The sequence below is a fragment of the Cupriavidus sp. R6-3 genome (assembly GCF_059772245.1).
The window spans coordinates 1-24,457 of the sequence record NZ_JCBAJO010000027.1 but is presented as its reverse complement, the minus strand read 5'-3'; the positions used below and the strand labels follow the sequence as shown (position 1 = coordinate 24,457).

Below are 24,457 nucleotides of genomic sequence, written 5' to 3'. Positions count from 1 at the left end.
GCTCCCGGGCGGCGAGGACTGGCTCTTGACGCCGGTGGCCGAGGGCTGGTGCAAGTACGAATCCCTGCTGGACGGCACGCTCGGTCTTGAGGACATCGCCCTTATGAACGACGCGATCGCCGTTCGCAGCGACAACATGGCGGCCGCCCGCCGCAGGCTGGAAGAGAGCAATGGCAGATAGCGCCGTCATCCGCGAGTTCCTGGTAGCCCTCGGCTTCAAGGTCGACGAAAAGGGGCTCAAGAACTTCAACGCCGGTGTAGAGCAGGCCACCAAGGGCGTCATTCGCCTGGTCAGCACGATCCAAGGTGCGGCGCTGTCTGTCGGTGCTGGCGTCTCGGCCTTCGCCTCGAAGCTCGAGCGCCTGTATTTCGTCTCGCAACGCACGGGTGCCGCGGCCACCAGCCTGAAGGCGTTCGAGTACGCCGCCCGCAATCTCGGCGTGTCGTCCGATGCTGCGTTCGGCACGGTCGAGAACCTGGCCAAGTTCCTGCGGAACAACCCGGCCGGCGAGGGATACCTTGCCACCATCGGGGTCCAGACGCGGGATGCGAATGGTCAGCTGCGCGACACCGTCGACATCCTGGCCGATCTCGGCAACGAGCTGGCCCAGAAGCAGACGTGGCTGGCCAACCAGTACGGCCAGATCCTCGGAATCGACGAGAACCTGCTGCTCGCCATGCGCAATGGCGATTTCGGCAAGTTCCTGCAGCAATACCGCCAGATGTCCAAGACCACCGGTCTGGACAAGGCAGCGGAGGACTCGCATGCCTTCATGATCGCGCTGCGCGATCTCGGGACGACGTTCGAGAACTTCGGCGTGCGGGTGCAGGGCGCGCTTCTTCACAAGGTTGGCCCACAGCTCGAGCGGTTCAAACGGTGGTTCGACGAGAACTCACCGGCTATTGCCGACCGGGTCGCCAAGATCGCTGAGGCCGTGCTGTCTGCCGCCGCGGCAATGGGTCCGCCCATCGGGTGGATCATCGATCGATTCATCGAGCTGGACGGACTGACGGACGGGTGGTCGACCAAGATCCTGCTGTTGATCGGCGCCTTCAAGGTGCTGGGCGGGTTCCAGATCATCTCTGGCATCTGGAAGATGGTGGCGGCCGTCCGGGCGCTGGGCGCGGCGAATGCCGCTGCCGCTGCGGCGGGTGCCGCTGGCGCGGGCGCGGGCGGAGCTGCTGTCGGTGGTGCTGCGGCTGGTGGCATCCTGTCACGCTTCCTGCCATGGCTGGCGAAAGCCGGTGGCGCGGCCGCGCTGCTATTCCATAGCGGCGGCCTGAACGAGGGCGAGGACGCGGAGCTCGCGCGTCGTCGCGGAGAGTCGAAGGAGCCTGCCGGGGCCCCGCGGCAAAACTTGGCCGAGACCGCTTTCGGGAAGCTGATCGCCCGCGGCGAGGGCGATTACAACAGCGTCAACCGCGGCGCCAGGGGCGGCTACAAGGCCGGTACCGAGAATCTGGAGGGCATGACCGTTGCCGAGGTCATGCGCGCCCAGCAGGAAGGGCAGTTCAACGCCGCCGGTCGGTACCAGATCATCAAGACCACCCTGGCGGATGCGGTCAAGAAGCTGGGTCTCACGGGGTCGGAGAAGTTCGATCGCGGGCTGCAGGACCGCATCTTCAGCGAGTACCTGGTCGGCTCGAAGCGGTCGGCCATCAAGGACTACTTGACGGGCGCCAGCGATAACATCGTGGCCGCCATGCAAGCCGCTGCCCGGGAATGGGCGAGCGTGGCCGATCCCGCGACCGGCAAGAGCTTCTACGATGGCGTCGGCAATAACCGCGCGTCGATCTCGGTCGAGCAACTGGAGCAGGCGTTGCGCAACACCCGAGCAGCCATGACGGCGTCGCCGACGGTGTACGCGCAGCGCGCGCCAGGCGGCAACAGCGTGCAGCTCGAGCAGCGAACCGAGATCAACGTCTACGGCGTCAACGATGCTGCTGCGGCAGGCCGGGAAGTCTCGCGCGAGCAGGGCCGGCTTAACGGCGACCTGGTGCGCAATCTGCAAGGAGCAGTCTCGTAATGCTGGACATCATCTCCTTCCTGTCGCCAAAGATGATCGGCGACATCCGGGTGCCGGTCACGATCGAGGAAGCCTATCAGGACGACCTGCAGATCACCGAGCACCCGGTGGAGAAGGGGGCGGAAATCTCCGATCACGCCTTCAAGCGCCAGCCGGAAGTCGTCATCAAGTGCGGGTGGAGCAATTCGGAGATCAAGGCGCTGACCGACACGCTGCAGGCGATCTTCGAGGGCGGCAGCCTGCCGACGGCGGACTACATCAGCACGGTGTACTCCCAACTGTTGGCGCTCCAGGAAAAGCGGACGCCGTTCACGGTAGTCACCTCGCTCAGGACTTACGACAACATGCTGTTCAGGTCGCTGGCGGTGATCCGCGACCAAAAGACCGGCGCAGCGATGTCGGTCACGGCAACGCTAAAGCAGGTCCGCATAGTTAGCACAAAGGTCACGACGCTCCCTGCCAGGGAGAATCAAGCCGATCCGGCGGCTACCGCTGAGACGCAAAACGCTGGCGTCAAGGCCGCTGTGCCTGCCACGCCGGCGCCGGGCGGCTCTGTACCTCCGAGCCAATGGGGCGGCGCATGAACTACTTCGAGATTCCGCTATCGCCCGAACCGCAACGCTTCACGATCACGCTCAGCGGCGTGGACTACCGACTGACGGTCCAGTATCGCAAAGCCGGTGGAGCGGGGTGGGTGCTCGACATCGCGGACGCGAACAATGCGCCTTTGGTCAGCGGTATCCCGCTGGTGGCCGGCATCGACTTGCTGGGGCAATATCGCCATCTTGGCTTCACCGGCCGGCTGTGGGTGCAGGGCGCAGATGATCCCGACGAGGTGCCGACGTACGAGGATCTGGGTATCGGGTCGCACGTATTCTGGGTGACGGACTAGCGCGTTGGCAGGATCGCTTCTGCATAGCATCTGCAGTATCCGTGCACGCCGCAGGTTCCGTATCCAGGGTGACCGTGCGTCGGGACTTTGTTCCACGAGAACTTCTTCCCGTCATTCTTGGCGCATATCGGGCAAACATCCTCGTCACGGCACGATCGCCATACGTACTTGCTGGAACCGACCGAGGTGGCAGCCGCCTTGTCCCGCTCAAATGAGGCGATGGCGTTGCGCCGAATCTCGACGGGGTCCTTGCTTCTCGTCGTGGACTTCCAGTCACGGGTAATGCTTGTCGTCTGCGGCGGAGGGATCTCGACGCGTCGCTTCCGAAACAACCAAAGGATGATCGTGAAGACTGCAATTCCGATAATCAGCGGGATCAGTGTTTTCATGGCTAGAGAAGGGCAAAAATAGCAATGAGCGTACCTCAATTTGGCCGGAAGGTATCCCTGATCATCGGGCGCGATAGCGGTGCTGCTCTGGAGTTATCGCAGCTGAGGATCGTATTTGATATCCGTCGGGGGGATACTCAGACGCCGAACTCGGCCAGAATCCGTGTCTACAACCTCTCTGAAACAACTCGCCAGCGCATCGAATATGAGTTCTCGCGGGTGGTTCTGCAGGGAGGCTATGAGGGCAACTACGGAATCTTGTTTGATGGCGAGATCAAGCAAGTCCGCCGCGGCCGCGATTCCCAGACGGACACCTATGTAGATATCACGGCGGCCGATGGCGACTCGGCGTACAACTTCGCTGTAATGAATACCACTCTGGCAGCCGGTTCGACCGCAGCCGAACACGTGGCCGCCGCATGCACGGCCATGAACCCGTACGGGGTAACGAAAGGCTACGTGCCGCCGCTTCCGACCAATCCTCTTCCTCGCGGAAAGGTGATGTTCGGTATGGCGCGGGATTTTCTCGCGTCCACCGCACGCACAACTCAAACCGTCTGGAGCATCCAGGACGGAAAGGTCGTTATGGTGCCCGAGACGTCGTACATGCCCGGAGAAATCCCGGTCATCACGTCGGAAACCGGGATGGTAGGGCTACCGGAGCAGACGCAGAACGGCATCACGATCAAGATGCTGCTCAATCCGAGCATCAAGATCGGCACGCTGATTCAAATTGACAATAGAAGCGTCCAACTGCGGGAGCGGAGCTTAAACGTCAGGCAGCAAGCGGAGGAAGCCAGGACCTCCGAGCAGAACAGGCTGCAAGACGACGGGTATTACTATGTGATGCTGGCCAGCCACTATGGCGACACGCAGGGCAGCGACTTCTACACCGAGGTGGTTTGCTTGGCTGCAGACGTTACTGTCGGCTTCGAGAACTTCATCGATCGGCAGACAGTGCCGCCACCAGGGGTGATCAAGCCTTACGGCTGAGCTCGGCGAAAAGCGGGGGCAGCAATGACGGCGTCGCCCGCTGCATTAATGGTGGTCTTTGCATATCCCATCAGATTGCCTGTTGCCGTATTCCCCTCTGGCCCTACGATCAGGATGCTTCCTTTGGTTGGCGATAGCGTGTTCGCCCAGCAGCCTACATCTGGTTCAGTGCTATTGAAAATCTCAGCTCGGCGCATGTCTTTTGCATTGACGATCGGCAGACCACAAGGCTTAGAGCTGTAGAGAACGTAGATGAAGTCAGAGCGCTTTATGGTGTCTCCCACCTGATTAGATCCTGGTGGCATGACATAGGCGGACTGTGCGAAAGCAGTACCAGTAGTGAACGCGAGCAGCAGTGGCAACCATTTCATTTCGACACCATGGATAGAAGAGAGCGGATTGACGATCCGGAAGTAGCGCTTCGCGCTGCCTTCGATGGCTTGCGAGCAAGAATCTGGACGGCTTTACCGGGAATTATCCATTCTTTTGACGCCGATGCCATGACTTGTGAGGTCCAGCCGGCAATCAAGATACCCGTGAGGGATAAGGGCGGCACGGTAGCGAGCGTAGCGCTCCCCCTGCTCGTGGACTGCCCGGTGCAGTTCCCGTCTGGCGGCAATTGTACGTTGACATTCCCTGTCAAGCCGGGAGACGAATGCCTGGTTGTGTTCGCCAGCCGTTGTATTGACGCATGGTGGCAGTCGGGTGGCGTTCAGGAGCAGGCGGAGCTGCGGATGCACGACCTGTCGGACGGGTTCGCGCTGCTGGGCTTCCGGTCCAAGCCGCGCGCATTGTCCGGCGTGAGCACCAGCACCGCGCAGTTGCGCAGCGATGCCGGTGACACGTACGTTGACCTGGACCCGGCCGGCAAGGTCGTGAAGGTCAAAGCGCCGGGCGGCATCACGCTGGACGCCCCGATGGTGACCATGACGGGGGCAATCGCAGTTCAGAACGCCAACGGGGCGGCGACAGCCTGCGCCATCAATGGCAACACGGCTTTCAGCGGCCAGGTCCGTGCCAACGGCAAGCGCATCGACGACACCCATACCCACAACGGCGTGCAGCCGGGTAGCGGCAACTCCGGCACGGTCAACTGAGGATTCCCATGCGGTATCGACGACTGGATGCTGATGGCGATTACGTCTTCGGCGGGGGGCAGGCCGACTTCTACAAGGACACGCCGGACGCGGTCGGGCAGGCCGTCATGACGCGCCTGCGGCTGCTGCGAGGCGAATGGTTCCTCGACACGACAGAAGGGACGCCGTGGGCAACGGAGGTGCTCGGCAAGTACACCGGCGCCACCTATGACGCCGCGATCCGCCAGCGCATCCTAGGGACGCAAGGCGTCACCGAGCTGGCCAGCTACTCCAGCAGCCTTGACACCGAGCGCCGGGCGCTCAGCGTGGCAGCAACCATCAACACCATCTACGGCACCACCACAGTGCAGGCGACGCTCTAATGGCCATCACCACGACCGCACCGACGATCGACGCCAGCGGCATCACGGCACCGACCTATGCCGAAGTGCTGGAATACCTCAAGGACCAGTACCGTGCCATCTACGGGCCCGACGTGTATCTGGAGGCGGATAGTCAGGACGGCCAGCTCTTGGGGGTGTTCGCCAAGGCCATCAGCGACGCGAACTCGGTGGCCATTGCCATCTACAACTCGTTCAGCCCGGCGACGGCGCAGGGCGCGGCCCTGTCGAACAACGTCAAGATCAACGGGATCGCCCGAAAGGTTGCTTCGTTCTCGACCGCTGACCTGTTGATAGTCGGTCAAGCCGGCACCACCATCACCAACGGCATTGCCAAGGATGCAGACGGCAACCAGTGGGCATTGCCTGCGAGCGTCGTCATCCCTCCATCCGGCGAGATCACGGTGACTGCCACGTGCCAGGCCATCGGCGCGGTATCTGCTGCCGCAGGGGCCATCAACCAGATCGGCACGCCGACGCGCGGCTGGCAGACCGTCACGAACCCGGCTGCAGCCGCCGAGGGCGCGCCCGTCGAATCTGACGCGGCGTTGCGCCAGCGGCAAACGGTCTCGACCGCGCTCCCATCGCGGACGGTCTTGGACGGCATCATCGGCGCCGTCTCCAACATCACCGGTGTGGCTCGCCTGGTCGCGTACGAGAACGACACGAGCGTAACGGACAGCAATGGCATCCCGTCCCATTCCATCTCGCTGGTGGTGGACGGAGGCGATGCCGATGCGATCGCCAACGCCATCGCCGTGAAGAAGACGCCTGGCTCCGGAACATACGGCACGACAGCCGTTGTAACAACGGACGTCTACGGACGGCCGATCACGATACGATTCTTCCGGCCGACCGACGCGCCGATCACTGTAACCGTCAACGTGAAGGCGCTGGCGGGCTACACGAGCCAGACGGGGGACGGGATCAAGCAGGCCATAGTCGACTACATCAACGGTGTGGCCATCGGTGGCGGATTGTCCGGCAGTGTGGAGTGGGGCGACGCGATCTCGGCGGCGAATAGCGTTGGCGGGGGCGTGACCTTCAAGCTGACTGGCCTGACGCTGAGCGGCCCCCGTGGCGCCGGCAATCCCGATGTGGCGCTTCTGTTTAATGAGGCGGCGTCCTGCACGCCGGCAAGCATCACCGTCAACGTGACCTGACAATGGCAGACCTGACCGCCTACACCGGGCTTATCACGTCCGAGCACAACCAGCGGCCGAAGTTCATGGCTGTGGTCGCGGCGTTGGCGCAGCCGATGGTCGACCTGATGAACGTGCTTGAGTCCATGCCGACCAAGTTCGATCTGGACCAAGCGGTTGGCGTACAGCTCGACGCCGTCGGGCTATGGGTTGGGATATCCCGGATCATCCGTACCCCGCTGACCGACGTCTATTTCTCGCTGGACACCGATGGGCTCGGCTTCGATCAGGGCATCTGGAAGGGCCCGTTTGACCCTGACACGGGGCTGACCACGCTCGACGATGACACGTACCGCCTTGTTATCCGCGCAAAGATTGGCGCGAACCACTGGGACGGCACGATGGAGGGTTCCGTCGCCATTTTGAACAGCATCTTCGGTGACGACACGCACGTCTTCATTCAGGACAACCAGGACATGACGATGACGATCGGTATCGCCGGTCGTCAGCCATCCGCTGTGTTCCTGGCTCTTGTGGCAGGTGGCTACATCCCGCTGAAGCCGGAGGGTGTGCGGGTCAACCTGATCATCGTCAGCACCGACAACGCACCGATTTTCGGATTCGACGTGCAGAACAACTTCATATCCGGCTTCGATTCGGGGGCCTGGGGCAAACCACTTTAAGGACAATCGATGGCAACGAGTGACTTTCTTCCATTCGCCACGGGATCGGGCGCCAATGTTGTGTCTCAAGCCGACTGGGAGGCCTTGACGCAGCGCTTGTCCGGCTTCCAGTCCGGGGTTGCGCAGTCTGCCCAACTCAACAAAGCGTGGCGCCAGTCGAGCATCATGGCCGCAATCCTTGGGCAGTTTATCGCCGACATCACCGGCGAGGATGTCCTGGACGACGGCACCACGGCGGCTATCTTGGCGAACCTGAAAGCCGCCGTGTCAGCGAATTCCCCTAGCATTGTTGGGACTATGCGCAACGGGCGCATGAGCATTACTGCAGCGTCGGAAACGGCGACCTTCACCGCCGACGAGATCGTCGTGGAATCCACTCTTGGTGGCCTTTCGTATCGGCTGGCGAACTTCAGCAGGGCCATCAATCTGACGACGACCGGCGCGGGGGGCATGAACAGCGGGCAGGCACCTGCCAGTGGGTTCGTCGCAATCTACGCGATCTACAACCCGAGCACTGGCGCAACGGCGCTTCTTGCAAAGGATGCGACGAGCGCGGCGCAACCCGAGGTGTATAGCGGCACTGGGATGCCAAGCGGGTACACGGCGTCGGCCCTTGTGAGCGTCTGGCCCACTAACGCAAGCCGTCAGTTCAGCATCGGATATCAGCGCGATCGTGAGATCTTCACTACCTACAACTCGATGCTGATCACTTCGACCCAGCAGGCGTCGCTTACTGCTTTGTCGGTTGCGGCTTACGTGCCGCAGAATGCCAAGACGCTATCTGGGGACGGCAGCATCTCGTCGACCGTTGACTCGACTGGTGACATCTTCGTAGCAGGCGCCACGGCAGGGAATATCGGGCTCAAGCACATCACCCAGACTGCCATTAAGGCCGGCGCGGCGCAGATCGGAACGTACTCCTACGTGCCCCTCGTTGAGCCACAAAAGATCTATTACGTTGCCACTGTCTCGGCAGGGACCATGACGGCCACAATCTACATCTCCAGCTACACCTTCTGACTATGATCCACGTCCAATTCGCCGACGAGACGGAGTCGGAGATCGTCTCCTTCTTCGCATGCAGCCAGGACCCGGAAGTCTATGACCATCTGGGGCAAGTCGAGGCAAATGACCCGCGGTGGCATGAGTACTATGCCAAGCTCTCCGCGGCCGGGATGCCCCTATTCGGCATTCCCGAGCCGGTGCAGGAAACGGACTAGCCGATCGGGCGGTAGACAGCAAATACGAAGTCGGGCGGAACGTGACCGTTCCGCTCGAGCCATTCCTCCATGCCTTGCAGGAGGTGGATGAGGGCCAGGTCTTCGCTACTGGACTCGTCGAAGTTGGTTGCTATGCCCTTGAAGACGTGGTTCAGGACTGACCCGCCCAGCGAATGGAATTCGAGGCATTCAAACCGTTGATCGAGGGCGGGGACGATGTCTTCGGATCGGACGGCTTCCGAGGGGTCCTCTGCGATGACCTGATGCACGGGCTGGCGCGACGCGGCGTTCTTTGTCGTGGTGCCATCCTTCGAAAGCCGATATCGGGCCGGCAGAAGATGCAATAGCGTTGTGGCGTAGCGAAGCTGTTCATCGGAATACTGCAGCCTGTTCGGGCCGACGTAGTCGACAATGAGCAGGACGCCGCCGGGCTTCAAGCAGGCTCGAATCCCATCTAGGCAGCGCTCCAGGTTTTCGACGTGGTGGAGTGAGTGAAAGAAGATTGCCACGTCATACGAGGCGGCCGGGACTTGGATCGCATTGAGGTCCGCGACTTGGTAGCGCAGATGTGGCGCTCCTATCTCCGCCGCTTTGGCGTTCGAAACCTCCACCAACTTGGGATTAAGCTCGTAGCCATCGATCGCGGCACACTGATATCCGAAATTGGAGATAAGGCTGCGCTCTAGATGCCCACTGCCGGATCCGAAGCTGGCTATCCTGATATCGGGCCGGCCGCCGATGTACTTGTCCTTGAAGTACTGCAAAAAATGCAGATTGGGGTCGCCCGTAACGAGCCTGTTGTAGTAGGCGTGCATCGAAGCGAGCGAGGCAGCGCTTCCTGCCGTGAACCGGCGGATGTCCACATCCTCGGCGAGATGGTCCCATGCATTCTCAGCAGTGTTGTGCGCCTTAGCGAAAGCCCTGCGCAGCATGTTGAGAATGCCTCGAGCAGGTGAGGTGGCCTGCTGATTTAGGAAGGTGGCCATTCGTTCCGACTCCGTTCTTGTTGTCGGGGCGGCGATGCGCCCCATTGGCCGAAAGATTCTATCAGGCGTCAGAACCTGTACCCGAGCGTCACCATGTGCGCGCCCTTGTAGCCGAGCGGGATGTTCTTGTTGGTCATGTCGCGCGGGGGAGTGTGAATGTAGGTGTATCGGAGCGTGACGTTCCGATAGGCAACAGAAGCGCCGGCGACCCAAGTCCAGTCCCACTTCGGGCTGTGGCTCAGGGTTTCGACCGAGCCCTTCGGTCCCCAAGGGCTCGTATCGGAAACCACGGTCATATGGGCCTTCCACGTGCCGCGGTACAGCGCCGGGCCTGCCTCGATGCCGAAGCGCCAGCCGTTGTAGGTGTAGTAGGGCTCCAGGGTCAGCGCGACGGAATGGAGTGAGCCCGAGGAATTGAAGTGGCGGATCGGCCCGCACTCGCCGTTGCACTGCTTGGTGTGCGGGTTATAGCCGCCGATGCCGTCAGGGTAATCGGCCTCGTCCGGAGCGGCATCGGACCACATGGCCGCGCGCCCGAAGTGCATATAGCTCAGGTTCGTCGCAAGGCCAGGCAGCCATGATCGCGGCTGGTGTGGGATCGCATCGAACGAACCTGTCAGCCGGACGGCAGGGAAGCGCAGATTCAGGTTGTGGCGCATCCCGCTTTGGAAGTACATGCCCTCGCCGAGCGGGGCAAAGGATGTCACGCCGATGCCTGGCTCGATGTGGAAGCGGTCAAGCACGCTCGTCTGAGCGCTTGCGGTGCCCGCGATCAGGAAGACGGCTGATCCAAGTCCGAGAGCGGCGGCAGATCGATGGTAGCGCCGACCGAGCGCATCCGAGCGAGCACGCGATCGACGTCCTCCGGCGCGAGCTCGAGGCGCGCCATGGCGAAGAAAAGCATGTGCATGCCCATGTCGCGCCGATTGTTGGGGTCTTCCGACAAGTACCGACGCCACTGGCGTCCGCTGGCAAGCCCGAATAGGCCGGCCATCTTGCCGCTGCTGAATCCGAGCTCGGTCTTGAGCGCTTCGAGGTCCGCCGGCGACGGAGGTGTGTAGGGCATTGATGGATCCAAGAGCGCGAGCAAACGCGCGAAAGAGGACTTTCATTTTCGGCTTTCCTTTCGGAGTGTCGAACCGCACGGGGTGCGCAGCTCAGTGTGTCGAAGCATAGTACCCAAAGGGTACGCGGTCAAGTTTTTCATCCACCAGCCCGCCGCAGAGCGGGCTTTTTTCTTTTCGGGGTCTACATGCGGCTGCCCACTCCCGTTGAAGCAACCGGCTACGCCGGATCGGTCGTTTCGATCGGTGCATCTCTGACGCTGACCGACATCGGAATCATCGTCGGCATCATTACGGCGCTTCTCACCTTTGGCTTTAACGCCTGGTACATCCGGCGCAAGGACAGGCGAGAAGTAGAGGAGCACGCGGCACGCATGCAGGCCTTGGAGGCGCTGCGCGATGAGTAAGCAACGAATCGCCGCGGCGCTGCTGACCATGTCCGCGGCCGGCTTTGCCGCATGGCAGGCGTCGGAGGGGTTCACCGATCGCGCCGTGATCCCGACCAAGGGGGATGTTCCCACTATCGGCCATGGATCGACGCGCTATGAGGACGGCCGTCCAGTTCGCATGGGGGACCGGATCACGCGCGACCGAGCCGCGGTGCTGGCCAGGAACCTCCTGACGCAGGACGAGAAGCGATTCGCGGCAAGCCTACCCGGCGTGAAGCTGTACCAGGACGAGTTCGATCTGTACATGGACTTCGTGGGGCAGTTCGGCATCGGAAACTGGCGCAAGCCTAAGTCCCCGCGCACCTGGCTGCTGAAGGGCGACTACGTGGGCGCATGCAAGGCACTGCTGAACTGGCGGTATGCCGCCGGCTATGACTGCTCGACTCCCGGCAACAAGCGGTGCTACGGCGTCTGGACGCGCCAGCTCGAGCGGCACCGCAAATGCATGGAGGCGCAATGATGGTGGCGCTGGCTGCTTTCCCATGGCGCTGGATAGCCGCCATGGCTGTGGGGGCTGGGATGTTCGCCGCCGGCTGGACGGCCAATGGCTGGCGGAAGGATGCCGAGATGGCGGAGTTGACCGCGGCTCGCGCGCGAGCGGATCTGACAACGGCGAATCAGGCGATCGGCGAGCTGCGGGCAGCCAGCGCCGACATCCGGGCCCGGGCCGACGAGTACCGCGGCATCACGACCCAGCTGGACGCCGCTGCCAGCGCCATCCGAAAGGAACTGAAAAATGCGAAGCCTCTGCCTGCTGATTGTCGCCCTGATGATTTCCGGATGCGCAAGCTGTCCGACGCCGTCGACGCTGCCAAGCGAGCCGCTGCCGCTCGATAGCGCACTCGCCGCAGACTGCGTGGTGCCGGACGCGCCGACGGTGGCGAGCTATGACGTGTGGCAGGAGTGGATAACCGTGGTGCTGGCTTCGCTTGGCGACTGCGCCGCGCGACATCGCAAGACCGTGGAGGCCTGGCCAAGGTGAGCGCCGCCACCAATAGGTAGAAGCCACGGGCACTGTTATTTTGTACAGTATCCGTATGCCGTACGACCATGACTTCCAGTTCCCTGAGCAGCCGATTTACAAGATTGGGAAGAACCCGTGCTATCGGTGCTCGAAGCCGCGCATCTATACCGAGTACGCCTACCGAGTCTGGTACCTGAGATACGACTGCCCGATCGAGGAGCTGTGCCCCGGCGTGGTGGAATGCGAGCACTTCAGTCGGGAGCCCGGTGTGGACTAGCCCTGTTCAAAACGTCGCGTAAGTGTTTGATTCTATTAGGACGTATCGGATTGTTTTTGACGCTATTTCACGCCGCAGATTGTTACGGTAAGTCTTTGATCTATAACAAAGAAACGCGCATCTACGACTTGTACCGAAATAGCAGTAGACATCGCGCCGCGCCGCCTTGCGTGCCTTGATCGGGGAAATCCGCTTGGCGTCGTCCGGCTCGCCCCCGGCGCCCCATGCGCTCAAGCGCTGGGCCCAGCGATCGAGCGCGGGATCCGAATAGGCGCCGCCGTACAAGGTCTCCGTGCCGTGCAGCCGCAGATAGACGAAATCCGCGGTCACGTCCTCGACGTAGGGCCAGTCGGCAACCGCATCGGAGACCACCAGCGCGACGCGATGCTTGCGCAGCAGCGCGGGAAATTCCGGCGTACAGAAGCTGGCATGGCGGATCTCGATGGCGTGGCGCAGGCGCCGTTTGCGCGTCGGCTCGCACCAGGGATCCTTGACGCGGCCATCGTGCTGGCTGGCCAGCTTCCTGGCCTCGTCGGTGGTGCGAGGCAGCATCGCGAGGAAGCGTTCCAGCCGGTCCGGTTTGAAGCTGAAATTCGGCGGGAATTGCCACAGGAAGGGCCCCAGCTTTTCCTGCAGCGCCAGCACTCCCGAGGCAAAGAAATTTGCCATGGCCGGGCGCGCCTTTTCGTCGCGGAAGCGCAGCATGTGGGTCAGATAGCGCGGTCCTTTTACGGCGAAGACAAAGCCCGGTGGGGTCGCCTCGTACCAGGCGCGGTAGCTGCCGATGGTCTGCAGCGAATAGTGCGAGCCGTTGATCTCGATCGTGTCGACGGCGCGCGCGGCGAATTCGAGTTCGCGCGCCTGGGCCAGTCCCTTCGGATAGAAGACGCCACGCCAGCCCTCGTAGCGCCACCCCGAGATGCCGATTCGAATAGTCATCGGATTGCGCCGGCGAGCGCCCATTCGCCTTGCGTGGTGGCGAGGGCTTCGCTGGGCGACGAATGATCGATATGGACGATCATACGCGAGCGCCGGCAAATTACAGGTGCCGCGACATCCACCGCGCGCGTAGGAACCGGCCTACGCCAGTCTCCGTTGCCGACCGATCCCTGCTGCGCGGCATGGCCCCTACATTGCACTTAAGCCGCAGCGGATCGCGGCAATTGCCAGGAGCTCGGTTATGTCGTTTGCACTATTCCTGATTGGACTGCTGATCCTCGTCGGCGGCATTGCCTGGGGCCTGATCACGGCCGGCGTGCCGGAGACCTACGTCGCCATCGCCTGTGTGATCGTGCTGGGCCTTGGCATCATGGGCGCGGTGTCGCGCACCCGGACCAAGGACCCGTCATAACGGCATCAGGCGCGCGGCGAGTCGGGGCTGGGGCTGGAGGCCGATGAGGGCGAGCGAGTCGAAGCAGCCAAAGGGGGCGAAGGAGGCGAAGGAGGCGAAGAGGGCGCCTGCTCCATCGCTGGCGCCCCCGTCCGGACCGCCGCCCCGCGTTGGCTCAACCACATGCTGGCCAGCACCAGCACCATGCCGGCCAGTTGCGGCGCGCTGAGCCACTGATCCAGCAAGCCCCATCCCAGCAGCACTGCGCTCACCGGGCTCAGAAAGCCCAGCGACGCCACCGCCGGCGGCCCAAGCCGCGCGATGCCGCGAAACCACAGCACATAGGTCAGCGCGGTGCCGACCAGTCCCAGATAGAGGAATCCCAGCACATTGGCCTGTGTCAGCGGGCCGAGCGGGGGTTCGTAGCAGAGCGCGACAGGCAGCAGCAGGATGCCGCCCGCCACCAGTTGCCATGCGGTGAAGGTCAGCGCGGATACCGGCGGTTGCCAGCGCCGCGTCAGCACCGTGCCGAGCGCCATCGAGGCGGCGCCCAGCAGGCCGGCGGCCACGCCTGCGGTATCGAGCGCCGCCTTGGGCGTCAGCACCAGCAGCGCCACGCCCGCCATGCCCCCGATCGCGGCGACCACGGCCACCGGCCGGATCGCGTTGCCCAGCAGCAGCCGGGAGAACAGGATCACGATCAGCGGCTGCACGGCGCCCAGCGTCGCCGCGACGCCGCCCGGCAGGCGGTAGGCGGCGACAAACAGCATCGCCTGGAACACCGAGAAATTCAGCGCGCCGAGCACGAATACCCGCAGCCACCAGCCGCGCTGCGGCAATTGGCGGACCCACAGCAACAGCAGCAGCCCGGCCGGTAGCGCGCGCAACATCGCTACCGTCAGCGGATAGCCGCCGGGCAGCAGGCCCGTCGTGACGACATAGGTGCTGCCCCAGATCGCCGGGGCCAGGCCGGTCAGCAGCAGGTCGGTGGCGCGGTTCATGATGCTTGCCTCAGGCGAAATCGAGTACTTCGGCCAGGGGGCGGCGCGGCTTTTGCGGCCAGTTGCCCGGCGCCGCATGGCCGACCGCCACCAGGATGGCCGGCACCTCGTCGGGCCGCAGCGCGAATTCGCGTGCCACGCCCTGCGGGTCGAAGCCGGTCATCGGACCGGTTGCCAGGCCCATGCCCTGCGCGGCCAGCATCAGCGTGGCGGCGCCCAGCGAGGCGGTGCGGATCGCTTCGTCGCGCCGGCTCTGCGGCTGCTCCAGATATTGGCCGCGCGCCGCATCGACCCAGGTCTGCACCATGCCGGCCGGCATCAATCCGGCTTCGACGGACGGCTGAAGCCGTTGCGCCAGCGTGGCCGGATCGGCCAGCACGCCGCAGACGATAAAGACGACCGCCGCATCGGTGACTTTTGGCTGGTTCCAGGCGACCGCGCGCAGTCGTGCTTGGCTTCGGCGGTCCGGACCGCGATGAAGCGCCAGTTCTGCAGGTTGTAGGCGGTGGGCGCGCGAGTGGCCAGCGCGGTCAGCGTCTCGATTTGCGCGTCGGACAGCGGACGCGCGGCATCGAAGAAGTTGGCGGAGATGCGCTGCTCGATGGCGTCGATGACGGGATGGCTCATGGTCGTTCCAGCTCCGAAATGGTGTCGTTGGATGTCGTTGGATGTCGCCGAATGTCTGGTGTCAGTATCGGCGCAATGGCCATTGGGACGGCCGTTTATTCACGGTCAAAGATTAATCGCCATCCTCGCGCGTTGAAATATGCGATATGCTCACCACAATCTTTACCAGTAGTGAATAGTCGGGTGAAATAACCGTGGACCATTTGACGGCGCTGCGCGTATTTCGAGAAGTCGTCGAGCGCAACAGCTTTGCCGCGGCGGCGCGGCGGCTTTGCCTGTCTCCGGCGGCGGTCAGCAAGAACATTGGCGAGCTGGAGGCGCATCTGTCCACGCGGCTGCTGAACCGCACCACGCGGCGGCTCAGCCTGACCGAGGCCGGCCAGCAGTACTACACGCAGATTGCGCAGATTCTCGACGACCTCGACGAGGCGGATCGCGCGCTGGGCCCGATGCAGAGCGAGCCCACCGGCACGCTGCGCGTCAGCGCGCCGATGTCGCTGACGCTGACGCAGCTGGCCGATGCGATCCCGCAGTTCCTGTGCCGCTATCCGCAGCTGTCGCTGGATCTGCGCCTCGACGATCGCCGCGTCGATCTCGTCAAGGAGGGTTTCGATGTCGCGATTCGCGGCAGCGACAAGCTCGAAGATTCCAGCCTCGTCGCACGCAAGCTGATGTCGATGACGCACGTGCTGTGCGGCGCGCCGGCGTATTTTTCGCGGCATGGCGTGCCCGATTCACCCGAAGCCTTGCGCCAGCACGAATGCGTGCAATTCAGCTTGTCCGGCCACGCTCGGCTATGGAGCTTTCGAAAGCATGGCGCGCAGGGCGATATCCAGGTCGACGTGCCGATCGACGGCCGCTACAAGGTCACCTCCAGCCTTGCCGTGCGCGAGGCGCTGCTGGCGGGCTTCGGCATCAGCCTGATTCCGCTGGTCTATGTGCGCAACGATATCGAGCAGGGGCGGCTCGTCACCGTATTGGACGAATGGTCCACCGTCGAGACGCATGTCTATGCCGTCTATCCGTCGCGGCGGTATCTCAATTCGAAGGTGCGCGCCTTCGTCGATTTCCTGATCGAGACCCTGGCCTGAACGCTCGGGGCTGCCGCATCGCGCCTTCGAGCCTTAACCTGCGTTCAAGGCAGCCATGCCGCGTGGGGCGGGCAAGCCGTCCTAGACTGGCTTCGTCCTGTCCGACCCACACCATAAAAGGCAGCGCCCATGATCCGTCTTCCATCCTTGCGCCGGCTTTGCGCCGGCCTGGCGCTGGCCGTTGCCACGCCAATGGCGATCGCGCAGTCCGCATCGTCATCATCGTCCGCCGGCACCAGCTACCCGGAACGCCCGATCCGCCTGCTGCTGGGGCAAGCCGCCGGCGGCGCGGTGGACACCATCGCCCGCATGCTGGCCGAGCGCCTCGGCGCGACGCTGCGGCAGCCGGTGGTGGTGGAGAACCGGCCCGGCGCCGGCGCGATGATTGCGGCGGAGGCCGTGGCACGCGCGCCTGCGGATGGCTATACGCTGGCCCTGCTCGACGAAGGCGCGCTGACGGTCAATCCGGTGCTGCAGAAGAAGATTGCCTACGACGTTCTCAAGGATTTCAGTTACCTCGGCACCGTTGCGCGCATCCCGCTGGTGATGGTGGCGCATCCCTCGCTGAACGTCGCGACGTCCGACGAATTGGCGCGCTACAGCAAGGCCCATCCGTCGGCATTGAGCTACGCGTCGGCGGGCGTCGGCAGCCCGCCGCACCTGGCCTTCGAAGCCTACAAGCAACAGTCGGGCGCAATCGTTGCGCATCTGCCCTATCGCGGCGGTGCGCCGGCCCTGGCCGATGTGGTGGCCGGCCATGTGCACCTGACCTTCATCGACACCAATCTTGGCAGCCAGTATGCGAAGACGGGCCGCGTCAAGCCGATCGCCGTGTCGACGCGCCAGCGCAGCCCCTTGCTGCCGGCCGTGCCGACCTTCGAGGAGGCCGGCCTGAAGGGCTTCGAATTCGCGCCGTGGGTCGGGGTGGTGGGACCGGCGGGGCTGCCGGCGCCGGTGGCCGAGCGCATTGCGCAGGCGCTGCAGACCGTGCTGGCCGACCGCGACCTGCTGGCGCGCGTGCGAGGCAGCGGCTTCGAGCCCTTCGCCAGCGGCAGCACCGCGTTCGCGGCACTGATCCGGCAGGATCTGGAGGCCCGCCGCACGCTGATCCGCGAACGGAATATCCGGCTCGAGAACTGAACCGCCGCAGCACCCGCCCACCGCCGAACCCTTATCGCTCGCTCCCATGACCAAGACCTTGTTGCTCGATGCCGTCCCCGGCGCCAATGCCGGCGCCGATCTCGATACCTTCGTCGATGCCTGCCTGATCCTTGCCGCCCAGGGCCATGCCGCGGGGCTGGCCGGGCAGATCACGATGCGCGATCCCGACTCCGGCGGCATGGTTACGCTCGCGCTCGGTACGGGCATGGAAGAGGCCAGCGCCGCCAATGTGCTGCTGGTCGATGCGGAACTGAACACGCTGCAGGGCAAGGGCCGGGCCAATCCCGGCGTGCGCTTCCACAGCTGGATCTATCGCCACCATCCGGAGGTCAGGGCGATCGTGCATACCCATCCGCCGGCGTTGTCGGCGCTGTCGATGCTGGGCATGCCGATGCCGGTGGCGCATATGGATGCGGCGATGTTCCACGACGACTGCGGCTTCCTGGCCCACTGGCCAGGCGTGCCGACCGGCGACGACGAAGGCGAACTGATCTCGGGCGCGCTGGCGGGGCGGCGTACCGCCTTCCTGGTCAATCATGGCGCCGTCTGCACCGGTGCGACGCTGCAGGAGGCCGTCTACCTGAACGTGTTCGCCGAGCGCAATGCCCGCATGTGCCTGGACGCGCTGGCCGTCGGGCCGCTGCAGCAGGTCGATCCGGCGGCTGCGCGCGAGGCGCACGACTTTCTGCTGCAGCCGGCAATCGTCAACGCGACCTTTGCGTACTGGGTCCGCCAGGCGAAAACGACGCTGCGCCGTTGATACATGGGCCGCGCGCTATCGCGTCGCGATGCGGGCCGCGGCCGCCTCGATCGCGCGGATGGCCCGGCTGACCGCCTGGCTCGGGGTCGTGCCGCTGCGGTGGATCAGCACCACATGGCGATGCAGGTTGGCGCCTTCGATGGCGAGGCGATGCAGCCCGCGCGCCGTGATGGCGATGTCGGGCAGATCGCGCGGCAGGATCGTGGTGCCGACGCCCTGCATCGCCAGGTCGAGCGACATGCTGACCGAATTGCTCTCGACGGCGATCGACAACGGCGCCGGCAATTCCCGTTCGATCACGCGCCGCAGCGCGTACGGGCGCGGCGGCACGATCAGCGGCCGCTGCGCCAGCGCGGCGACGCTCAGCGTTCCCGGTGTCGGCGCGCCCGGCTCGCGGCTATAGGCGGCGATCTGCTCGATGCACAGCCGCCGCAGCGCCACCGCGTCGGTATCGACGGCGAGGTCGTAGACCAGGCCGATATCGGCGAGCCCGCGTTCGACCCGTTCCACCACATCGGGCGAGCTGGCGTTGAACACGCCGAGCGTGATGCCCGGGTGCGCGGCCCGCAGCGAGGCGACGACCTCCGGAATCAGATAGGCCGCCAGCGTATTGACGGTGGCGATCGTCACGCGCCCATGGCCGCCGGCCGAGGTTTGCCGCGCGACGTCCAGCGCGCTGTCCACCATGCCGAATCCCTGATCGATATCGCCGACCAGGCGTTCTCCCAGCGGCGTCGGCCGCATGCCGCGCCCGTGGCGGTCGAACAGTGGCGCCCCGAGGAACGTTTCCAGCGCGGCGATCTGCTTGCTGACGGCGGCCTGCGTGATGCCGAGCGAAGTGGAGGCGGCGCGCAGCGATCCGGCGCGCGCGACGGCGAGAAAGGTGCGAAGCAGGCGGTCTTTGTCTTGCATCGAGGGAGGGCGCTGGACAGTATCGGACGAAGCACGTGCTCCGTGGCGTCTGCATTGGAATCGATTCAACCGGCACTGTCCATCGGGGCCCGTGCTATGGTTCCGATACCGTTTCCCGCGATCCCATGCCTGCCGGCCAGTTCCAGCTCCTCCCTTGCGCGTTGCCCGGTGTGCTCGCCGTCCAGGCCAGCTCGCGGCACCGTTTCGCCCGCCATACGCACGAACAGTTCGGCATCGGCGTGGTCGAGCGGGGCGCGCAGCGCTCGGCCAGCGGCCGTGGCGAGGTGCAGGCGGTCGCCGGCGACATCATCACGGTCAATCCCGGGGAGGTGCACGACGGCATGCCGCTCGACGACGCCGGGCGGTCGTGGCGCATCCTGTATTTCGATCCCGAGGTGGTCGCGCCAGTCTGTCACGATGTGAGCGAAGGGGCCACGCGGCTCGGGGAATTCCTGCTGCCGGTGCTGAGCGATCGCGCCTCGGCCACGGTCTTCACGCAATTGTTCGACGCGATGACCGGGGGCAATGCCCCGGATACGGCCTTGCGTCGCGACAGCCTGCTGTTGATGCTGGTCGCGCGCACGATGGATTGCCGGCAAGGCATGCGGGACGGCGACGGCACCCCGGCGGCGATTGCCCATGCGCTGGCGCGCATCGACGACGACCCCTCGGTGCCGGTGACGCTGGACGAGCTCGCCCATGCCAGCGGCCTGAGCCGCTTCCAGGTGCTGCGCGCCTTTACCCGGGCCACCGGACTGACGCCGCATGCCTATCTGGTGCAGCGGCGGATCGACCTCGCGCGTCGCCTGATCGCGCGCGGCGAGCCGCTGGCCGATGCGGCAATCGGCAGCGGTTTTGCCGATCAGAGCCATATGACGCGCATCTTCGTGAAGAAATACGGCCTGTCGCCCAGTGCCTATGCCGCCGTCGCCACCGGGCGGTCCCTGCGCTGACGGGTACCGTCCCAAGGACCGGTTTCCGCGCCGCTGCAATTTCGTTCAAGACGCCCGCCACGCCGCGGCCTAGCCTTAGGCATCCAACGATGCGGAGGCGGCCATGGCCGGCAAAACCGAAGGTTATTTCTATCTGGCGCTGGCCATGATCCTGGTCGGCAGTACCGTCATTGCCAGCAAGGTGATCGCGGCGGGGCTGCCGCCGTTCACTGCGACGGCGCTGCGCTTTGCCATCGCCTTGCCCGGCTTCCTGTTGCTGATGAAGCTGACCGGCACGCGCATGCCGGCCATCGGCCGTGGCGACGGGTTGCTGCTCGTACTGCAGGCGGTCGCCGGCAGCGTCGGCTATACCACCTTGCTGATCTCCGGCCTGCGGATGACCTCGGCCGCGGACGCCGGCGTGATCATCGGCACGCTGCCCGTGGTGTCGGCGCTGGTTTCGATCGTCGTGCTGAAGGAGCGCCCGGGCGTCGCCTTGCTGCTCGCCATCGGGCTGGCGACGGCCGGCGTGCTCGCGGTGGCGGTGCCGGGAGAAGGTGCCGACGGCGGCCGGGGCACGTGGCTTGGCAACGCCCTGGTGATGGGCGCGGTGGTCTGCGAGAGCCTGTTCATTCTGCTGAACAAGCGGCTGCGCCAACCGCTGCAGCCGCTGGCGCTGTCGACCGTGATGACGGCGATCGGCCTGGCCGCGTCCATCGTTCCCGCGTTGTTCGAGGCGCCATGGCGGCATGGACTGCCGAGCGGGGCGCTGGCGGCGGTGCTGTATTACGCGCTGGTGCCCACCGTGGCGGGCTTCGTGCTGTGGTATGCGGGCTCCGCGCGCACGACCGGCACCGAGGCATCGCTGTTCACCGCGCTGGCGCCGGTATCGGCGGTGGCGATGGCCTTTCTGCTGCTGGGCGAGCCGGTCGGCACGAGCCAGCTCGTCGGCATCGGCTGTGTGGTGGTGGCCGTGCTGAGTCTGGTGCTGGTCGGCAAGCGCAATCCGGCCGGACCGCGCAAGGCTGCATGCCGCAAGCATGCGTCCCGCAAGCACGCATGCGGGCTAGCGGAGCGATCGTGAGCGCGCGGCGCCGCCCGCGGGCATAAACGCGCGCGGCGTCGTGCCGAGATAGCGGCGGAACACCGCGATAAAGCTGCTGACGCTGGCATAACCGAGATCGAGCGCGATCGCCGTGACGCTGTGGCCGGCGGCGAGCCGCTCCATCGCCGCAAGCAGCCGCATCTGCTGCCGCCACTGGCCGATGGTCCAACCGGTCTCGGCCTGGAAGCGCCGTGTCAGCGTGCGGCGGCTCATGCCGATGCGTGCGGCCCAGCCATCGAGACCGGTGTTGTCGTCCGGCGCGGCCAGCATCCGCGTCGCCATCCGCACCAGCCGCGGCTCGCGCGGCATCGGCAGGAACAGCGTCTGCGCAGGCTCGCGCGCGAACGCGTCGGCAAACACGGCGAGGTAGTGATCGAGGGCGGTGCCGGTGGGCGCTTCGTTGCTCGTCAGCGCGCCGAGCAGCGCGTCCAGCAGCGGCGACAGCCTGGCCACCTTGACCGTGTCCGGCATCGCGGCGCGGCTCCACGTACCGTCGAAATACAGGCTGGTGCCGACCATGCCGCCCTGCACGCTCGCGCCATGCACGATGCCGGGCGGAATCCACGCGATGCAGCCCGTCGGCATCACCCATCGGCCGCCGTCGGCCTCGATGGCCACCACGCCCGTCCGGATCGTGAAGAGCTGTCCGTCGTCATGACGATGCGGACGGCGCTCGCGGATGCCGGCGTGCGACAGCCGGCGGATGTGCTTCAGCGACACGGTGATCGAATGGTTGGCCCGATTGCATTATCGGTTGACATTCTAGCGTTGGCGGGCAAGGCGTGCGCCCCCTAGACTGCCTGCATTGCCCGATACCGGCCACTCACGGAGCCATTCGATGACATCTGCCACGCCATCCCGACCGTTCGCCGAGACCCACGGAGACCGCGCATGAAGCCGGAAGCCATGCTCCCCGACCATGTCGATGCCGTACAGGCCGACGGCATCACCGTACGCAAGGGCAGTGTCGGCGCGTTCCTCGCCAGCTGGCGCGTGCTGTCCGATCCCGCGCAATCCAACGAGAGCCGTGCCGCGGCGAGAAAGGACCTGATCGCGCTGATTCCGGCCCTGACCGCGCTGGGGCTGTTCGACGTGCTCGAGCCGCGCGATCCGCAACTGCGCGCGCTGATTGCACAAGGCCGCGGCGGCGCCTGAGCACCCGCCGCGGCCTTGTGCCGGCGTGGTCCGGATCAGACCAGCGTCAGGCGCACGTCGATGTTGCCGCGCGTCGCGTTCGAATACGGGCAGACGACGTGGGCCTTGTCGACCAGCGCCTGCGCGGTCTCGCGCGCCACGCCCGGAATCGAGATCTGCAGCTCGACCTCGATGCCGAAGCCCGTCGGGATCTGGCCGATGCCGACGTTGCCGGTGATCGTGGTCTCGGCGGGCAGGGCGACTTTCTCGCGGCCGGCGACGAACTTCAGGGCGCCAAGGAAACAGGCCGAGTAGCCGGCGGCGAACAGCTGCTCGGGGTTGGTGCCGGGACCGCCGGCGCCGCCCAGTTCGCGCGGCGTGCTCAGCTTGACCTCAAGCGCGCCATCGGACGAGACGGCGCGGCCGTCACGGCCGCCGGTGGCTTGGGCTTGGGCACGGTACAGGACTTTTTCGATCGACATGGTTGGCTCCTTCGGGTTGATGGCCGGGTTCTGCTTCAGGGTTGGACTTCAGGGTTTTGCTTCAAGGTTTTGCTTCGGGTTTTTGCTTCAACATAGTGTGCTATTACATAGCGTGCTATATAAATTCGTCAAGTCAGGGCGCGTCGCCATCCCTTGCGGCTCAGTCGACCGCGTTCCGGGCGATCTTCGCCGTCACGCTGTCGAGCTTGCGCTTCAGGCTGGTCAGTTCTTCGACGCTGCACGCCGACGCGCACAACACCGACTCCGGGACCTTGCCGGCCTGTGTCTTCAGCGCGCGGCCGGCCTTGGTCAGGCTGACGATGACCTGACGCTCGTCCGCCGCCGCGCGGGCCCGCGAGACCAGCTCCTGCGTCTCGAGGCGCTTGAGCAACGGCGTCAGCGTGGCCGAATCCAGATTCAGCCGGGCACCGATCTCCGACACCGTCAGGCCGTCCTGTTCCCACAGCACCATCATCACCAGGTATTGCGGGTAGGTCAGGCCCAGCGGGCGCAGCAGCTTGCGGTACAGCTTGTTCAGCGCGAGCGAGGCCGAATAGACCGAGAAACAGAACTGCCGGTCCAGCAGCAGCGCGGTGGCAGGGTCGATTCGGGAGTTCGATGCGGCGTTCATGGAGCAGAATATAGATCGTGCGCGATTGAATAGCAAGAGATTTATTTCCGGGAATACCGATGGAGGGCGAGGATGGAGGGCCGGGCATCTTTCGCGGATACCCGGCCCGCCATCGTCAAGCCGCCACTTCCATCAACGCATCGACCACCACCACGCCATCCGGGCTCGCCATCACCGGGTTCAGGTCGACCGACCGGATCGCGCCGCCCGCGGCGTGCACCATCCTGCCGACCGACACCGCGGTGCGGCACAGCGCCGCCATGTCAACGGCCGCTTCGCCACGCACGCCGGCCAGCAGCGGGGCGATGCGAAGCGTGCGCAGCGCGCGGGCGACATCGTCTTCCTCGCAGGTCGCCAGCAGCACCGCGGTGTCGCGCAGCGCCTCGACATACTTGCCGCCGTCGCCGACCACCAGCACCGCGCCGAACACCGGGTCCCAGTGCGCGCCGATCATGCATTCGCGCTGCCCTCGCACCATCGCCGCGACGATGACGCCCTCGGCCTCGACACCCATGCCGGCCAGCGTGGCCATCTGCCGCTCGAATGCCGCGACGATCGAATCGGCGTCGTTGCAGCCGAGCGCCACCAGACCGTGTTCGCTCTTGTGTGGCACCGCGGCCGCGCAGGCCTTGACCGCGACGGGGCCATCGAGCGCACGCCAGGCCGACACCGCCTCATCGGCGCTGCGGCACAGGCGATGCGCGACGACCGGAACGCCGGCCTCGGCC

At 64.9% G+C, this 24,457-nt stretch carries 33 protein-coding genes and 1 pseudogene; 21 read left to right on the top strand and 13 right to left on the bottom strand.

All coding sequences use genetic code 11. The features are described from left to right. Window positions 1–34 precede the first annotated feature (34 nt). Genes AC6EI8_RS07730 through AC6EI8_RS07715 form a run of 4 tightly spaced genes read left to right on the top strand, consistent with a single transcriptional unit; the run spans window position 35 to window position 2,919 of the window. Window positions 35–181, top strand: coding sequence for a DUF6889 family protein (locus AC6EI8_RS07730; protein WP_390884826.1), 147 nt, complete (start codon window positions 35–37; stop codon window positions 179–181). Next, the gene (locus AC6EI8_RS07725; RefSeq protein ID WP_498381654.1) at window positions 171–2,027 is read left to right on the top strand and encodes a mannosyl-glycoprotein endo-beta-N-acetylglucosamidase; all 1,857 of its coding nucleotides are present in this window, start codon (window positions 171–173) and stop codon (window positions 2,025–2,027) included. Before AC6EI8_RS07730 ends, AC6EI8_RS07725 begins: the two co-directional genes overlap by 11 nt. Further along, window positions 2,027–2,611 carry a phage baseplate protein gene (locus tag AC6EI8_RS07720; protein ID WP_498381653.1) on the top strand — a complete coding sequence of 195 codons (585 nt, stop codon included), beginning with the start codon at window positions 2,027–2,029 and terminating at the stop codon, window positions 2,609–2,611. The genes AC6EI8_RS07725 and AC6EI8_RS07720 overlap by 1 nt, the downstream gene beginning before the upstream one ends. Then, window positions 2,608–2,919, top strand: coding sequence for a phage baseplate plug family protein (locus AC6EI8_RS07715; protein WP_498381652.1), 312 nt, complete (start codon window positions 2,608–2,610; stop codon window positions 2,917–2,919). The genes AC6EI8_RS07720 and AC6EI8_RS07715 overlap by 4 nt, the downstream gene beginning before the upstream one ends. Here AC6EI8_RS07715 and AC6EI8_RS07710 read toward each other — a convergent pair. Continuing rightward, a complete protein-coding gene (locus tag AC6EI8_RS07710) occupies window positions 2,916–3,308 on the bottom strand; it encodes a phage minor head protein (protein WP_498381651.1) in 393 nt (130 codons plus the stop codon). The genes AC6EI8_RS07715 and AC6EI8_RS07710 overlap by 4 nt on opposite strands. 24 nt (window positions 3,309–3,332) lie before the next feature. On the opposite strand from AC6EI8_RS07710, the gene AC6EI8_RS07705 reads away from it, so the two are divergent. Beyond that, window positions 3,333–4,301, top strand: coding sequence for a phage protein (locus AC6EI8_RS07705; RefSeq protein ID WP_261659815.1), 969 nt, complete (start codon window positions 3,333–3,335; stop codon window positions 4,299–4,301). Here the strand turns inward: AC6EI8_RS07705 and AC6EI8_RS07700 are convergent. Beyond that, window positions 4,292–4,672 carry a hypothetical protein gene (locus tag AC6EI8_RS07700; RefSeq protein WP_261659816.1) on the bottom strand — a complete coding sequence of 127 codons (381 nt, stop codon included), beginning with the start codon at window positions 4,670–4,672 and terminating at the stop codon, window positions 4,292–4,294. The two genes, AC6EI8_RS07705 and AC6EI8_RS07700, sit on opposite strands and share 10 nt — an antisense overlap. 9 nt (window positions 4,673–4,681) lie before the next feature. Here AC6EI8_RS07700 and AC6EI8_RS07695 point away from each other — a divergent pair, with 9 nt between their 5' ends. The 6 genes from AC6EI8_RS07695 to AC6EI8_RS07670 are packed head-to-tail and all read left to right on the top strand — an operon-like array spanning window position 4,682 to window position 8,823. After that, entirely contained in the window at window positions 4,682–5,398 is a 717-nt protein-coding gene (locus AC6EI8_RS07695; protein ID WP_498381650.1) for a Gp138 family membrane-puncturing spike protein, read from the top strand. Window positions 5,399–5,406: 8 nt separating this feature from the next. Beyond that, window positions 5,407–5,760 carry a contractile injection system sheath initiator gene (locus AC6EI8_RS07690; RefSeq protein WP_498381649.1) on the top strand — a complete coding sequence of 118 codons (354 nt, stop codon included), beginning with the start codon at window positions 5,407–5,409 and terminating at the stop codon, window positions 5,758–5,760. Next, entirely contained in the window at window positions 5,760–6,941 is a 1,182-nt protein-coding gene (locus tag AC6EI8_RS07685) for a baseplate J/gp47 family protein (protein WP_498381648.1), read from the top strand. Before AC6EI8_RS07690 ends, AC6EI8_RS07685 begins: the two co-directional genes overlap by 1 nt. Before the next feature lie 2 nt (window positions 6,942–6,943). Next, window positions 6,944–7,603: a DUF2612 domain-containing protein gene (locus AC6EI8_RS07680; RefSeq protein WP_498381647.1), complete on the top strand. Its 660-nt coding sequence runs from the start codon at window positions 6,944–6,946 to the stop codon at window positions 7,601–7,603. Window positions 7,604–7,612: 9 nt separating this feature from the next. After that, a complete protein-coding gene (locus tag AC6EI8_RS07675) occupies window positions 7,613–8,623 on the top strand; it encodes a hypothetical protein (protein WP_498381646.1) in 1,011 nt (336 codons plus the stop codon). Between the two features lie 2 nt (window positions 8,624–8,625). After that, entirely contained in the window at window positions 8,626–8,823 is a 198-nt protein-coding gene (locus tag AC6EI8_RS07670) for a hypothetical protein (RefSeq protein WP_498381645.1), read from the top strand. Here the strand turns inward: AC6EI8_RS07670 and AC6EI8_RS07665 are convergent. The 3 genes from AC6EI8_RS07665 to AC6EI8_RS07655 form a co-directional block, all read right to left on the bottom strand. Continuing rightward, window positions 8,820–9,809: a class I SAM-dependent methyltransferase gene (locus AC6EI8_RS07665; RefSeq protein ID WP_498381644.1), complete on the bottom strand. Its 990-nt coding sequence runs from the start codon at window positions 9,807–9,809 to the stop codon at window positions 8,820–8,822. The two genes, AC6EI8_RS07670 and AC6EI8_RS07665, sit on opposite strands and share 4 nt — an antisense overlap. A gap of 68 nt (window positions 9,810–9,877) precedes the next feature. Next, entirely contained in the window at window positions 9,878–10,552 is a 675-nt protein-coding gene (locus AC6EI8_RS07660) for a hypothetical protein (RefSeq protein ID WP_498381643.1), read from the bottom strand. A 29-nt stretch (window positions 10,553–10,581) separates the two neighbouring features. Beyond that, window positions 10,582–10,875: an XRE family transcriptional regulator gene (locus AC6EI8_RS07655; protein WP_498381642.1), complete on the bottom strand. Its 294-nt coding sequence runs from the start codon at window positions 10,873–10,875 to the stop codon at window positions 10,582–10,584. A gap of 186 nt (window positions 10,876–11,061) precedes the next feature. On the opposite strand from AC6EI8_RS07655, the gene AC6EI8_RS07650 reads away from it, so the two are divergent. The 3 genes from AC6EI8_RS07650 to AC6EI8_RS07640 are packed head-to-tail and all read left to right on the top strand — an operon-like array spanning window position 11,062 to window position 12,159. Further along, a complete protein-coding gene (locus tag AC6EI8_RS07650) occupies window positions 11,062–11,280 on the top strand; it encodes a phage holin family protein (protein ID WP_498381641.1) in 219 nt (72 codons plus the stop codon). Then, window positions 11,273–11,782, top strand: coding sequence for a glycoside hydrolase family protein (locus AC6EI8_RS07645; RefSeq protein ID WP_498381640.1), 510 nt, complete (start codon window positions 11,273–11,275; stop codon window positions 11,780–11,782). The genes AC6EI8_RS07650 and AC6EI8_RS07645 overlap by 8 nt, the downstream gene beginning before the upstream one ends. Next, window positions 11,779–12,159 carry a hypothetical protein gene (locus AC6EI8_RS07640; RefSeq protein WP_498381639.1) on the top strand — a complete coding sequence of 127 codons (381 nt, stop codon included), beginning with the start codon at window positions 11,779–11,781 and terminating at the stop codon, window positions 12,157–12,159. The genes AC6EI8_RS07645 and AC6EI8_RS07640 overlap by 4 nt, the downstream gene beginning before the upstream one ends. 410 nt (window positions 12,160–12,569) lie before the next feature. Here the strand turns inward: AC6EI8_RS07640 and AC6EI8_RS07635 are convergent, their stop codons facing one another. Beyond that, complete coding sequence (locus tag AC6EI8_RS07635; RefSeq protein ID WP_498381668.1) at window positions 12,570–13,502, bottom strand: DUF72 domain-containing protein; 933 nt, start codon at window positions 13,500–13,502, stop codon at window positions 12,570–12,572. A gap of 241 nt (window positions 13,503–13,743) precedes the next feature. Between AC6EI8_RS07635 and AC6EI8_RS07630 the strand changes: the two genes are divergently transcribed. Then, complete coding sequence (locus tag AC6EI8_RS07630) at window positions 13,744–13,914, top strand: hypothetical protein (RefSeq protein ID WP_006576660.1); 171 nt, start codon at window positions 13,744–13,746, stop codon at window positions 13,912–13,914. Window positions 13,915–13,919: 5 nt separating this feature from the next. On the opposite strand, the gene AC6EI8_RS07625 is transcribed toward AC6EI8_RS07630, so the two are convergent. Together AC6EI8_RS07625 and AC6EI8_RS07620 are read right to left on the bottom strand one after the other, a co-directional pair. Next, on the bottom strand, window positions 13,920–14,894 hold the full coding sequence (locus tag AC6EI8_RS07625) for an EamA family transporter (protein WP_498381638.1): 975 nt from the start codon (window positions 14,892–14,894) through the stop codon (window positions 13,920–13,922). A gap of 10 nt (window positions 14,895–14,904) precedes the next feature. Beyond that, window positions 14,905–15,521 (bottom strand): annotated as a pseudogene (locus AC6EI8_RS07620) (nitroreductase family protein). A 194-nt stretch (window positions 15,522–15,715) separates the two neighbouring features. On the opposite strand from AC6EI8_RS07620, the gene AC6EI8_RS07615 reads away from it, so the two are divergent. The 3 genes from AC6EI8_RS07615 (at window position 15,716) to AC6EI8_RS07605 (ending at window position 18,533) form a co-directional block, all read left to right on the top strand. After that, window positions 15,716–16,612: a LysR family transcriptional regulator gene (locus AC6EI8_RS07615; protein WP_149316347.1), complete on the top strand. Its 897-nt coding sequence runs from the start codon at window positions 15,716–15,718 to the stop codon at window positions 16,610–16,612. Between the two features lie 129 nt (window positions 16,613–16,741). Further along, entirely contained in the window at window positions 16,742–17,752 is a 1,011-nt protein-coding gene (locus AC6EI8_RS07610) for a Bug family tripartite tricarboxylate transporter substrate binding protein (RefSeq protein ID WP_498381637.1), read from the top strand. Between the two features lie 46 nt (window positions 17,753–17,798). Then, a complete protein-coding gene (locus AC6EI8_RS07605; protein ID WP_498381636.1) occupies window positions 17,799–18,533 on the top strand; it encodes an aldolase in 735 nt (244 codons plus the stop codon). Between the two features lie 15 nt (window positions 18,534–18,548). On the opposite strand, the gene AC6EI8_RS07600 is transcribed toward AC6EI8_RS07605, so the two are convergent. Then, window positions 18,549–19,445 (bottom strand): LysR family transcriptional regulator, encoded by an 897-nt coding sequence (locus tag AC6EI8_RS07600; protein WP_498381635.1) that lies wholly within the window; start codon window positions 19,443–19,445, stop codon window positions 18,549–18,551. Window positions 19,446–19,570: 125 nt separating this feature from the next. On the opposite strand from AC6EI8_RS07600, the gene AC6EI8_RS07595 reads away from it, so the two are divergent. Together AC6EI8_RS07595 and AC6EI8_RS07590 are read left to right on the top strand one after the other, a co-directional pair. Then, a complete protein-coding gene (locus AC6EI8_RS07595; RefSeq protein WP_149316343.1) occupies window positions 19,571–20,398 on the top strand; it encodes an AraC family transcriptional regulator in 828 nt (275 codons plus the stop codon). Between the two features lie 103 nt (window positions 20,399–20,501). Then, complete coding sequence (locus AC6EI8_RS07590; protein WP_498381634.1) at window positions 20,502–21,461, top strand: DMT family transporter; 960 nt, start codon at window positions 20,502–20,504, stop codon at window positions 21,459–21,461. On the opposite strand, the gene AC6EI8_RS07585 is transcribed toward AC6EI8_RS07590, so the two are convergent. Continuing rightward, on the bottom strand, window positions 21,444–22,202 hold the full coding sequence (locus tag AC6EI8_RS07585) for a helix-turn-helix transcriptional regulator (RefSeq protein WP_149316342.1): 759 nt from the start codon (window positions 22,200–22,202) through the stop codon (window positions 21,444–21,446). The two genes, AC6EI8_RS07590 and AC6EI8_RS07585, sit on opposite strands and share 18 nt — an antisense overlap. 171 nt (window positions 22,203–22,373) lie before the next feature. Here AC6EI8_RS07585 and AC6EI8_RS07580 point away from each other — a divergent pair, with 171 nt between their 5' ends. Continuing rightward, window positions 22,374–22,637: a hypothetical protein gene (locus tag AC6EI8_RS07580; protein WP_149316341.1), complete on the top strand. Its 264-nt coding sequence runs from the start codon at window positions 22,374–22,376 to the stop codon at window positions 22,635–22,637. Between the two features lie 35 nt (window positions 22,638–22,672). Here the strand turns inward: AC6EI8_RS07580 and AC6EI8_RS07575 are convergent, their stop codons facing one another. The 3 genes from AC6EI8_RS07575 to AC6EI8_RS07565 form a co-directional block, all read right to left on the bottom strand. After that, on the bottom strand, window positions 22,673–23,098 hold the full coding sequence (locus tag AC6EI8_RS07575; RefSeq protein ID WP_149316340.1) for an organic hydroperoxide resistance protein: 426 nt from the start codon (window positions 23,096–23,098) through the stop codon (window positions 22,673–22,675). 160 nt (window positions 23,099–23,258) lie between these two features. Then, window positions 23,259–23,729, bottom strand: coding sequence for a MarR family winged helix-turn-helix transcriptional regulator (locus AC6EI8_RS07570; RefSeq protein ID WP_498381633.1), 471 nt, complete (start codon window positions 23,727–23,729; stop codon window positions 23,259–23,261). A 115-nt stretch (window positions 23,730–23,844) separates the two neighbouring features. After that, window positions 23,845–24,457: acetate--CoA ligase family protein (locus AC6EI8_RS07565; RefSeq protein WP_498381632.1), on the bottom strand; the 613-nt coding region annotated here is incomplete at its 5' end.